The sequence below is a fragment of the Hymenobacter antarcticus genome (assembly GCF_039539545.1).
Taxonomy (GTDB): domain Bacteria; phylum Bacteroidota; class Bacteroidia; order Cytophagales; family Hymenobacteraceae; genus Hymenobacter; species Hymenobacter antarcticus.
Genome location: NZ_BAABDI010000055.1, coordinates 1 through 11478, shown reverse-complemented (window position 1 = coordinate 11478; position 11478 = coordinate 1). Strand labels below are relative to the sequence as shown.

General features: G+C 62.9%; 5 protein-coding genes and 1 pseudogene. 2 read left to right on the top strand and 4 right to left on the bottom strand.

Annotated features, from left to right (window positions below; translation table 11 throughout):
• Window positions 1-131: pseudogene (locus ABD819_RS21165) on the top strand (IS481 family transposase); the annotation flags it as partial.
• A gap of 281 nt (window positions 132-412) precedes the next feature.
• Here the strand turns inward: ABD819_RS21165 and ABD819_RS21160 are convergent.
• Window positions 413-775, bottom strand: coding sequence for a hypothetical protein (locus ABD819_RS21160; protein WP_345127640.1), 363 nt, complete (start codon window positions 773-775; stop codon window positions 413-415).
• Window positions 776-1437: 662 nt separating this feature from the next.
• Between ABD819_RS21160 and ABD819_RS21155 the strand changes: the two genes are divergently transcribed.
• Window positions 1438-2982 carry a family 43 glycosylhydrolase gene (locus ABD819_RS21155; RefSeq protein ID WP_345127638.1) on the top strand — a complete coding sequence of 515 codons (1545 nt, stop codon included), beginning with the start codon at window positions 1438-1440 and terminating at the stop codon, window positions 2980-2982.
• A gap of 226 nt (window positions 2983-3208) precedes the next feature.
• Here the strand turns inward: ABD819_RS21155 and ABD819_RS21150 are convergent, their stop codons facing one another.
• From ABD819_RS21150 to ABD819_RS21140, 3 genes are all read right to left on the bottom strand, one after another.
• On the bottom strand, window positions 3209-3901 hold the full coding sequence (locus ABD819_RS21150) for a hypothetical protein (protein ID WP_345127637.1): 693 nt from the start codon (window positions 3899-3901) through the stop codon (window positions 3209-3211).
• A 129-nt stretch (window positions 3902-4030) separates the two neighbouring features.
• Window positions 4031-10237, bottom strand: coding sequence for an alpha-2-macroglobulin family protein (locus tag ABD819_RS21145; protein ID WP_345127635.1), 6207 nt, complete (start codon window positions 10235-10237; stop codon window positions 4031-4033).
• Between the two features lie 384 nt (window positions 10238-10621).
• Window positions 10622-11203 carry a hypothetical protein gene (locus ABD819_RS21140; protein ID WP_345127634.1) on the bottom strand — a complete coding sequence of 194 codons (582 nt, stop codon included), beginning with the start codon at window positions 11201-11203 and terminating at the stop codon, window positions 10622-10624.
• Window positions 11204-11478: the final 275 nt, after the last annotated feature.

Sequence of the window (11478 nt, the reverse complement as noted above, 5' to 3'; positions counted from 1 at the left end):
ACAACTTTGCCAAACGCCTCAAACGGCTCAAGGGATTGACACCCTACGAATTTGTTTGTGCGGAATGGCGGAAAAATCCTAGTAGCTTTATTCGAGAACCGACCCACCATACTCCGGGACCATACACATAGCCTCCATAGGCAGATGGAAAAGCAGCAGATTGCTCCGTCAACGATATTCAGAACTTAAGCAGTCGTTCAAAAGTAAACGGGTTGTCAGTTGCTTGTTGTTAGTTGTCAGTCAGACGATTGCCATCCTGCTAACATCTGACAACTAATGACTAACAACTTATTATCTGCTGTTAAGCACCACCGAGCTGGCGCGCGTCACAGCAGTTATACGGCTTGCAACAACAAAAACCGCCCGCTCCCCAACCGGCAGCGGGCGGCCTCATTTCCAACCCTAAAGAAACCTAAGCCCCCGGCTTACCCTTCGCCCCGCCGTCGCCCCCGGAGCTGATAATCTTGCGCATCTGCACGTACCCGTCGTACAGGGGCCGGTCCAGGAGCTTGAAGGCCTTCATGTCCTCGTCGAGGGCGCGCACCTCCACCATCAGGTCGTCCACCAGGTCTTCCAGGGCCCCGCCCGAGAGCACCCGCTCATCAATCAACTTGCGCGGGGCCGGCTGGGCCGTGCGGAAAGCGTCCAGCGCCTCGGCCAGCGGCTTTAGGGCCTTGGGCGTCAGGCCCTGCCGGGCCAGCTCGGGCGCTACGTCGGCGCGGGCGGCACTGGTCAGCACCACGCCCACCACCCCGATAAACGCCAGCGGCCGCAACGGCCAACCGGATGGCTAGAGCGGTTTCCAAGTTGGTGTACGCGTGCCGGCAGTAGCGCGAAGCGGTGCTTCGCGCTACTGCCAACTGCCTGTACACTAACCTGGAAATTGCGCTATCCGGCTTAGCAGCCGGTTTAGCAGCCGGTCCGGTTCGGCCGTCAGGCAGCCGGCCGCCGGGCCGGGCCGCCGCCGATTGCACGATGACTGCCGCACGACTGCTTAGGCCGCTGGCGTGGCCGGTTGCGCCCGTACCCGCCCAAACTAGATGTAGCGGGATGGTTCAGGCCGGCCGCCCCGCTAAAAACAATCCACCCCCGCGTCACCGTTATCGAACATTCTTGGTATAATCAAGTTTTTACCAAAATCATTGCCTCAATTCCGGCAAGTGTGGCGCAAATTATGCTTTGCTCACATACGACTTAACCTGAATTCATACCTGACTAATTCAGGCCGCAGATGGCCATTACCGGGGAATTGTCCTCCGCATTGACCCTGACATCATTCACCGGGTGCAGCTATTCGTTGGTCGATTATTTTCAGGCAGCTACCCGGATAAATACAGTTTCTGCCTAACCACTCGCCCAAATTCTCTACCTTTCTAATCTGGAAAGCTGAACCCGCCAAGGCCGGCTTTCTTTTCTTCCGCTCTTGCACCTCCCACCGTGTCAATCGAACCAGAACAGGCCACCCCCTGGGCTCCGCACGCCGGCGTTTCGCCCGTCAGCGCCCCCGCCCGCGTTTCCTACGACCACGTCGTGCTGCCCGGCGACTTCCCCGACCCCACCATCACCCGCATCGGCGACACCTACTGGGCCAGCGCCACCTCGGCCGAGTGGGGGGCCGTGTTTCCCCTCTTCTCATCGAAAAACCTGCTCGATTGGGAGTTGGTGGGCCACGTTTTCCCCGATAAGCTGCCCGACTGGGCCGGCTCTAACTTCTGGGCCCCCGAGTTTCACCACGAAAACGGCCGCACCTACCTCTATTACACTGTCCGCCAGAAGGGCGGCGTGCTGTGCGTGGCCGTGGCCAGCGCCGACCACCCCGCCGGCCCCTACCACGACCACGGCCCCCTGGTGGGCCAGGCAGCCGGCTCCATCGACGGCTTCGCCATGCCCGACGAGCACGGCCAGCTCTACCTCATCTGGAAGGAAGACGGCAACTCCTGCCACCAGGAAACCCCCATCTGGGCCCAGCGCCTCAACCCTGAGCGCACTGCCCTCATCGGCGAGCCCACCGAGCTGTTCACCAACGACGTGCGCTGGGAAGGCCCCCTCGTGGAAGGCTCCGCCCTGGTGCGCCACGATGGCTGGTTCTATATGTTCTACGCCGGCAACTCCTGCTGCGGCAAGGGCTGCAACTACGCCACCGGCGTGGCCCGCGCCCGCACCCTGCTCGGCCCCTGGGAGAAGCACGACCAGAACCCCATCCTCGACCGCAACACCACCTGGAAGTGCCCCGGCCACGGCACCGTGTGCGAGCTCGACGGCCGCTGGTTCCTGCTGCACCACGCCTACGCCGCCGAAAGCCACGAATTCGTGGGTCGCCAGGGCCTCCTCTCCGAGTTCACCTGGAACGCCGAGGGCTGGCCCGAGTTCATCAACCGCAGCCCCCAGGCCCCCGCCCCCCGCGACCTGGCCCGCTTCAACGTGGCCGATGAGTTTGCCGGCGAGCGGCTGGGCCTCGAATGGCAGTGGCCCATCACCGCGCCCAAGCCCGCCGCCACCGTGCGCCACGGCCGGCTGCACCTGGCCGCCACCGATTCGCGCCTGGGCACCATCATCGCCCGCCGCACCCACGCCGCTACCTACAAAGCCGCCACCACCCTCGACTTCGCCGCCCTCCCGGTCGACACCTTCGCCGGCCTCGCCGCCGTGGGCGACCCCTACAACGCCCTGGCAATAATGGCCGGCAACGGCCAGGTTCAAATCTGGCACGTCCGCAGTGGCAAGCAGCAAACCCTCGCCCAGGCTTACATCGAGCCCTGCGCCACCCTCACCCTGCACCTCGAAGTGTGGGGCGGCCAGCGCTACCGCTTCGCCTACAGCACCGACGGCACCACCTGGCAGCCCCTGCCCACCGAATCCTTCAGCCTCAACGGCACCTATCTCCCGCCCTGGGACCGCGGCGTGCGCGTAGCCCTCATCGCCCAGGGTGCCGGGGAAACTACCGCCACGTTCAGCAATTTCATCATCCGCAACCAGCGGTAAGTTGAGAGTAAATGGAGTGTGAGAACAGTCCAAAAGGCACGTCATGCAGAGCGTAGCGAAGCATCTTTACCGCTTCGTTGCATTAGCATTAATTACTCCCGAGGTAAAGATGCTTCGCTGCGCTCTGCATGACGTTCCGGGTTAGCCCTCGCCCCCCACAAAACAGCAACGCCCGACACTGATGTGCCGGGCGTTGCTGTTGGTACCTATCAAACGTTGCGACGTCTTAGCGGCGATGCTTTTTGCTGGTGCTCTTCGATTTCGAAGGCGTGCTTTTCTTCGTGGATTTGTGCGAAGTGCTTTTCTTGGCGCTGCTCTTTTTGCTGCTGTGGCTGCTCTTGGCTTTGCTGCTGGTGCTCTTCGATTTGCTCTTGCTGGAATGGGCCGCCGACTTGCTTTTGCTTTTCGACTTGCTGGCGTTGCTTTTGCTGCCGCGCGAAGACGACGAGTGTGCTTTCGCTTTGCCGGACTTTACTTTCGACTTGCTGCTGTGGCTGCGCGAGGAGTGGCGGGCGGCGCGGCGGGCTTCGGCGCGGGCCTCGGCCCGGGCTTCCGCTCTGGCCTCGGCGCGGGCTTCTTCGCGGCGGGCGGCGGCACGGCGGGCGGCCAGGGCCTCCGAGTGGCGCGCCTCGTAGCTGCGGGTGGTGTGGGCCGGCATGGCGGCCTCATCGCTGGCATCGGCGTAGCGCGCCGTGGCATCCGATTCCGGCGAAGCGGTGTTTTCCTCCGCGCTGGCTTTGGGCGCTTCCACCACGACTTTCTTGCGGCGTACCGGCATCAGAAAATCGCGCTCGGCACGCTCCCGCAAACTCAGGTTTTCCTCGCCGGGCAGCTTCGTGACGGGGGTTTGCTTCTCGTTTTGAGCCTGCGCCCCGCTCCAGGTGAGCAGCAGCGAAAGGAAGACAAATAGGTGCTTCATAGACGAATAAAGTAATATCAACGGAGAACAAAGCTACACTATATCTCAGCGGAATGCAAGAACAAAGTGGTTTTAAACACTATGAGGGCCATTTCGACCGCCCAAGGCCCTATTTTGCCCCTTCGGCAGCTACGGCGCTATCCGTAGCCGCGAGCCGGCCGAGTGCGCGCCAAATTCGGGCGCATACAGGCACTGCACCTGGCTGAGCCCGCCCGAAAAATCGCCGGCCTGACTGGCCCGCAACCGGTACTCAAAAACGTGGGTGCCGCGGGGTACTTCACCCAAAAAGAAGTTCGTAGCCGCATCGCGCGGCGACTCATAGTAGCCCAGCCCGTTCTGATAGCGGTACCCGCTGAGCTGCCCGATGGGCTCCAGCCCCGCCGCCCGCTGGTCCTTGAGGTGCACGTATTCGAGGGCGCGGTCGGTGCGTAGCACCAGCCGGACTACTAAGGCATCACCGATTTTCAGGGGCGACGTGGCCGTGAGCTTTTCCAGTACCGGGCCGCCCGCCGTGCGGGTTTCGCGGTAGAGCTGGCGCTCCAGGCTGAGGGGCGTGGCGGCAGCCGTCACCTTGTCGATATCCTCGAAATACTGCCAGTAGAGCGCGCCCCAGGCTACGCCCGCGTCGGGCTTGCTCACGGTGACTTTGCCCTGGGCGAGCTGCACTTCGGCGGCAGCCCAGCTGGTTTTGAAGTAGCCGGTGCCGGCCTGCGCGGCCTCGGGCTTCACGAGCTGGCCGCCTACCGTCACTTGCAGCGGCTGGGTGGGGGCCAGCCAGTCGGAGCCGCGCAGCAGCAGGGCGTAGCAGGCATCGGCGGTGGCGCGGGTGCTTTCCCAATGGTGGGTTTGCTTTTGGGTGAGCAGCCAGAGCTTCATCTCATCCACCGATTTCTGGTCATTCTTGACTTCGTCGAATGCTTCGATGAGCGTGGCCTGGGTTTCGGTGGGGGCTTCGCGCCAGTAATAACCGCCGCGCACTTCCTTCCAGTACATGCCCAGCGCGGGCGAGTGCAGGGCGTTTTCGCTCAAAGCCCGCAGAATCTCAGCGGCGGCCGGCGCTTTGGCATTGGCGCGAAACAGGCCGAGGGCAATTTGCGCTTGCAGGTAGCGGGTTTGGGCGGGCCAGTAGGTAGCGGCCTGCTCGCGGTAGTAGGCGTAGGCCGTTTTGGCCGCCGCTTCGGCTGGCTGCGGCCAGAAGCTGCGCGCGTACAGGGCCTGAATTTGCAAATCGCCAAGTTGGTTATTGGCCAATTTCACGTTTTTCTGACGGCGCAGCTCGGCGTAGTCGCGGGCCGTGGCCTCATCGAGGTAGCGGAGGGCGCTTTGGAGGATGCCGCGGGCCACGTCGTCCTGAGCCGCATCAAACGCCCCCAGCTTTTTCAGCTTGCCGAAACCCGCCACGATGAGCTGGGTGATGTACCGGTCGTCGGGCATTTTATCGAACCACGGAAACGCGCCGCCGGGCCGCTGCATGCGCTGGAGCCTGAGCAGTGCCCGGCTGGTTTCGCCCTGCAGCCGCGCTTCATCAAAGAGCTCGGTGAGACGGGCCAGCCGCTCGGTTTCACCCTGCGCGTCGCGTACCCAGGGCGTTTCCTGGAGCAGCAGATTCTTCAGCTCCTGGTTCTGGGCCAGCTTGCTGGCGAGGGCATTTTTCTGGGCCGCGGTACCGTTTTGCGCCTGGCGCGTCCACTCCGCCAGTATGGTTTTGAAGCGCGGATTGGACTTGAGAATCCGGGCCGCGATGAGGTTGGCGTAGAGGCGGCTGAAGACCTGCTCGGAGCACTCGTACGGGTACTCCATGAGGTAGGGCAGGCTCTGCACGGCGTACCAGGCGGGGTTGGCCGTCATTTCCAGCGTGAGGGAATAGTTGCGGCGCGTGGGGCTGCTGGTGCTCGTCAGCTTGGTCAGCTCGAACGTGCGGCTGCCGGGCCCCACAATGGGCAGCGGCAGGCTCTCGGTGATTAAGATTCTGTTTGGGAGAACGGGGAGCGTGTTTTCCTCGCCGTCGGAAAACCCCGCCCCCGGCCCCTCCCCGATGGGGAGGGGAGCCTGACGACTTTTCTTTTTGCGGCCTTTTTCTTGGTTCTTGGTTCTTGGCTCTTGACCCTCCACCCGCGCCACTACCCGATACGTCACCGCAGCCGGCGCGAAATCATTCGGCAGGCTGATTTGCCAGCCCAGCGCGGCGCTTTGGTGCGCGGCGGCCGACACGGTTTGCTGCGTCGAACCTTTCACCAGCTGACTGGTGATATCCTGACCCGTGGCCGCATCGAGCAGGAATAATTGCGCGGTGCCGCTGGTGGCGTAATCGGTCAGGTTCGAGAACTTGGCGGGAAAGATGAACGTATCGCCCTGCCGGAAAAAGCGCGGGGCGTTGGGCGAAATCTGGATTTCCTTCTGCGTCACGAGCTGCCGGGCGAGCTGGCCGCTGTGCAGGTTCTTATCATGGGCCAGGGCCAGCAGCTGCCAGCGCGTCACGGCCCCGGGCATCTGGAATTCGAGCACCACGTCGCCATTCTTATCGGTGCGCAGGGCCGGCTGCCACAAGGCCGTTTCGCGGAAATCGGAGCGCGTGGGGACGGTGCTGAGGTCGGGCGCGGCGGGCTTTGGGGGAGCTGAAACGGTGCCGTTCTCGTCCCGAACCACTATCCTGTCGCTTGGCCCCGGCGCGGAATCAGCCATTGCAGCCGAAGCCATTAGTTCCGGTGCAGCCATGCTATTTGCTACTGTCACTTCACTCAATTCTACCCCAGACACCCGCCCGGCCAAAGCCCGACGGACCCGCCCCCCACCGTAGCCCACTATCATTGAGCCAGGCAGGGTTTGCCAGGTATTCAGCTCCGGATACGCTACCGCAACCGGCACGGGGCCGTTATCCGTCACGGCAAACGATTGCGAGTTCACCTCCCCAAACTCCCCGTGCCACCCGAACCGGGCCGGGTAATACCCCGCCCCCACTTCCAGCCCCATGAAGCTGTGCGGCCGGAAAATATCCAGGCTCTGGTCGTAGAGCGTGGCCAGCAGCTCGGCGTCGGCCGCTTTGCCGTTGGCCTGGCGGATGGTGACGCGCCAGGTTTCCCGCTGGCCGGGTTGGAGCCTGTCGCGGAACGTGGCGATGGATAACTGGAGCGGCTGGGGCTGCTCAGCCACCCGCACGGTGGCATCGTGGCGGTAGAGGCTGTTGTCGCGCACCTGCGTGGTGTGGATGTAGAGCGGACCAACGGCGGTGGCAGGGCCGCTTTCTATGCTGATGCGGCGCTGCTCATTGGCGCTCAGCGTGAGCCATTCCTGGTGGGCCAGCTGGCCTTCGCGCTCCACTTCCAGCAGGATGCGGGCCCCGGCCTCGCTGCTGCCCAGCAGGATGCTGGCTGGCTGGCCGGGCGCTACGGTATCGGCCAGGGCCACAAACCAGTCGGGCGTGGCGAAGGGCACGGTGGCGGCCTTAGAATCGTAAAGGTCAAAATCCTGGCGAGCACGGGCCGCCGTATCGGCCCCCGCGCCCCGGGCTTCGAGGCGGTAGCGGCCGGTGGGCAGGGCCGCCAGCGCGGCTTTCAGGTCGAGCACCGGGCCATTTTTCGTATCAAAAGGCAGCGTGCTAACCAACTCGGCCGGCAATTCGGTAGCGGGCGAAATCACCGGCGCGCCAGGCACACCGGGCGGGTTGGGCCGGTAGCGGCGGGCCAGCAGGCGCAGGGTGCCGGTGGCGGGCAGCGGCTCGCCGGTAGCATTGGCGCTGAAGAGCCGGAAGGTGGGCAGGCGCTGCTTATCGACCAAGCCGGGCCCCTCCAGGCGCAGGCTGAGTGGGTTGCGGCCGATGGGCAGGCTGCGGGTGCCGGCGCGGGTTTCGCCGGCCGCATCGGTCACGTCGGCGGTTATCTCGAACAGGTAGCCCGGCTCCCAGCCCCGATTGCGGCCCGGCACTTTGGGCAGCAGCGGCGGCGTGAAGCTGATACTGAACCGGCCCTCGCCATCGGTCGTGGTGGTACCGTGGGCTACTTCCTGGCTGCCCTGGCCCTGGCCGGGCGCATAAATCCCGCGCCCGCCGTAGCCGAAATCAAACAGCGGCCACAGCTCGCGGCGCGTGACGCGGTAGCGCACGCTGGCCCCGTCGGTGGCCTGCCCGGCGTAGGCTCGGGCGCGGCCATTCATGGTCAGCGGCTGGCCCAGCTGTGGCCGGCCGGGCACCGAATCCAGGGTAACGAGGAAGGTGGGGCGCTTGTAGTCCTCCACCGCAAACTGCAGGCTGCCGTGGTCAGTTTGCAGGCTCATTTCGCCATTCAGCAGGCCCGTGGGCAGCACGATGGAGCCGTGGAAACTGCCGAAATCGGAGGTGGTGAAGGGTAGGGTTTGCACGGTCTGGCCGTTCACGTCTACCAGCCGCACACTCACGGGCTGGCTCGTCACGAGGCTGGTTTTGGAACGCAGGCTTTCGGTGAGAATGCCTTTGAAATACAGCGTCTGGCCCGGCCGATAGATGGCGCGGTCGGTGAAAATGAAGGTGCGGCGCTGGGCTTGCCCGCCGCCCGCGCCACCGTAGGTTGCACCGCGGCTTAGCCCGGCGAGTTGCAGGGTATCAGCCCCGTGCGTGAGCCGCAGGTACTGCATCTGCGCCTCGCGGTACGGTATTTCGGCGGGCATCGGAAAGCGGGCAATTCCCTGCATGTCGGTGTCCGCCGTTTGGTCGGCCCGGCTCACCCACCGGCGTTTGTCCGGCTCGTAGTGCTGGTAGTGTGCTTGCACCCGAATATTGGGCAGCACCGCCCCACTTTGCCGATGCAATGCCAGCAGTTGCGCAGCACCGGTATCGGGGTCGCGGCGCACCACGGCACTCAGCTCACTTGCGCTTACGAAGCCAAAAGCCGCCACCGCACCAGAGCGGTGCTCGATAGGCGGAGCAGCCTGATTGCTGATGATGACCAGATAATACCCCAGCGGCACTGCTGCGCCAGGCATCGCCAGCACTTGCGCGGCGTATGGCTGTGGATAAGCAGGCACAGGTACTACCCAAGCGGCGGCAGGGGCCGCCCGCAGCGCACGGGCGTAGCGCTGGGCTACGGGGCGATTTTTCTCGTCATACTCACCTGACTTTTCCCACTCTTTTAGCGTAATTCGGTAGGCCCAGGCATGTAAGCTGGTTACGTTGCGAACCTGTAGCTGCAGCCGCCACGGTTTGTTGGGAATCACCACGTCATCGGCTGAAAATGAAACCTCCGGCTGCTCAATCTGCGCCCGCAGCTGCCGGGCCCGCGCCGCGCCGCGCGACTTCGGAAACCGGGCTTCGGCCTCCCGCGCCAGCTTCACGGCGGCCACGTTGTCGCCCGCTGCGCGCTCGGCCTCGGCCCGCCGAGCCATAAATTCCGTGCTGATGGGCAAGGCCTTGTACGTTTCGGCCAGGCGCACCAACGCGGGTTCATACTGCGCGGCCAGGTCGGTGTTTTGGGTGAGGGTACGCAGGTAGTCTATTCGGCTCAAATCCACGTCGGCCAGCGCCGCCAGGTTGGCCGGTGCCAGCTGCTGGCGCGAGGCCGTGAGGCGCTGCAAAAGGTGCAGCGCGTGCAGCTGGCCGTTCAGCGAGTCGGCATCGGGGGCCAGCAGGCGCAGGGCCGCAAACTCGGCCGCCGTGCCAAACAGCTTGGGCTCCACGGGCTGGAACTGCTGCTCGGGCCGGGTCACGTACAATTCCTGGTTTTTCAGGCCCTCGATGGCGCGCTGGGCCAGCAGGTCGTACAGCGTGGGGCGCAGGGCGCGGCCTTCGGCATCGCCGCCCACGGCCAGGTCGCCCAGCTCGGCCAGCGTGGTTTTGAGCTGGCGCTGGGGCTCATCTTCCACCGACTGGTAGTAGTGCCGCACGATGGCCGCGCCCAGCCGGCCCACGTCCCAGGTGGCGAGGCCGGTACCGCCGTCGGCGGTTTTTTGGTCGTCGGTGCTGGGGGCCGCGCCGGCGGTGCGCTGATAGAGGCGGTAGCGGTTTTGGTTGAGGTACTGGGTGTACTGCTCGGCCAGCAGCGAGTGCAGAATGGGCCGGGCCGGAAAGCTGGCCGTTTTCAATTCCGCTTCGAGCAGCGCGATGGACTTTTCGGCATCGTCTTCGTCCCTGGCTTGCAGCAGCCGGACTTTGTAGAGCAGCGCCCGCACGTAGGCGGGGCTATCACCGGCCTTTTTGGCCTGCTGATAAATGGCTTCCACCAGCGGGGCGGCGGTGGCGGTCTGGTCCTTGCGCAGCAGCGCGTCAATCTTCTTCCAGCGGGCCGCGTAGGGGCCGGGCGGCACGGGGGCGGCAGAGTCGGCGCTGAAAATCATGGTCAGGAGCAGGCAGAAAAACAGGAATAAGCGCATGGGCGAAGTGGAAACGGGGCAGGTTGGAGCCCTAAAGATGCCCGGCCAGGTTTTATTGCACACCCCTGACTCAAATTTTCGGTTTAAGACCAGCTAAGCCGCGTGCAAGTCGATTACGCAGAATATCCACTTGGTTTTGCGGTTACTGGCCCACGATATTTGGCGTCCTCTCAGAAAAAGAAAAATACAGCGCGCTAAGGCTCAGAAAACTACCTTTATGGCCGTGGTTTTACGTGTTGCAGAAGACCGTTTGCAAGATGTTATAAGCTCGCAGCGCTAAGTGGCCCAGCAGCGCGTGCGCCAGGCCGGGCAGCAGCACAGCCGTGGCGGTGGAATAGGCATGTAGCCTAGGATGCGCTATAACCCAGACACCATCAGGGCAAATCAATGCAACTCTTTCAAGGGAGGAGGCCCTTGTCGGCGCACCGTGGCGATGGCCTCCAGCCAAGCATACCAAATTACCGGGTCGGCTGGCGTGTCCGGCTCCACATAGGCTCCTGCACTCAAGATAGCAGTCAAGTCATCCTTGCCCGTTTTCTCCCAGTATTGCAGCAGCGTGTAGAGCAATGCTTCATAGCCTTCCTGTTCGGTTAACGTTTGGCTTCCCTCAATAGCAATCCGCTTGTCAGAAAGGGCCAATTGTCGGGGCACATTTGCCAACTGAGGCGGGCCCAGGGTTCTGACGTAGGTTAATGCATCGAGCCAATAATACCAGAAGGCCGTGTCCATGGGCCGACCAGGCTCCACATACTCCCCCCCGCTGAGAATGTCCGTCAAGTCCGTGCAACTCGACATCTCCCAGTACCGCAGCAACGTGTAGAGAAACGCTTCATAGCCTTCCTTTTCCGTGAGTAGCTTTTGACTATTAATCGTTAGAGCGATGCCTGGAGTGTAATCGATGCCTGAAATCAACTCTCGACCGTGAAGCAAATCATCGTCCTCTGGCGTAATACATAGGGTATCCATAACAGTAGTGGGTAGTGTTGCAAAGTGTCCAGAGGAGAGTTGTGGCTATTACAGGTCCACGAAATACCCTGGCAAAGTACTACGCTCAGCGCAGTGGTCGGCCAGTCCTAAATCCGTCACGATTCTAAGGTCAGAACTATAACATTCATTATCCTATGTTCAGATACGACCTCTTAATTTAGGTCAATGAAGGAAAGGAGTGGAGTAAGATTCTAGTATTATGGGGCGATAGAGCCCGTTTAACATGACAATCCCCGCTCTTTTTTAGGGTCACT

Bases quoted from the DNA above. Each gene is read 5' to 3' on its own strand.
- ABD819_RS21150 (WP_345127637.1), bottom strand. From the start codon at position 3,901: ATGAAGCACCTATTTGTCTTCCTTTCGCTGCTGCTCACCTGGAGCGGG.
- ABD819_RS21145 (WP_345127635.1), bottom strand. From the start codon at position 10,237: ATGCGCTTATTCCTGTTTTTCTGCCTGCTCCTGACCATGATTTTCAGC.
- ABD819_RS21140 (WP_345127634.1), bottom strand. From the start codon at position 11,203: ATGGATACCCTATGTATTACGCCAGAGGACGATGATTTGCTTCACGGT.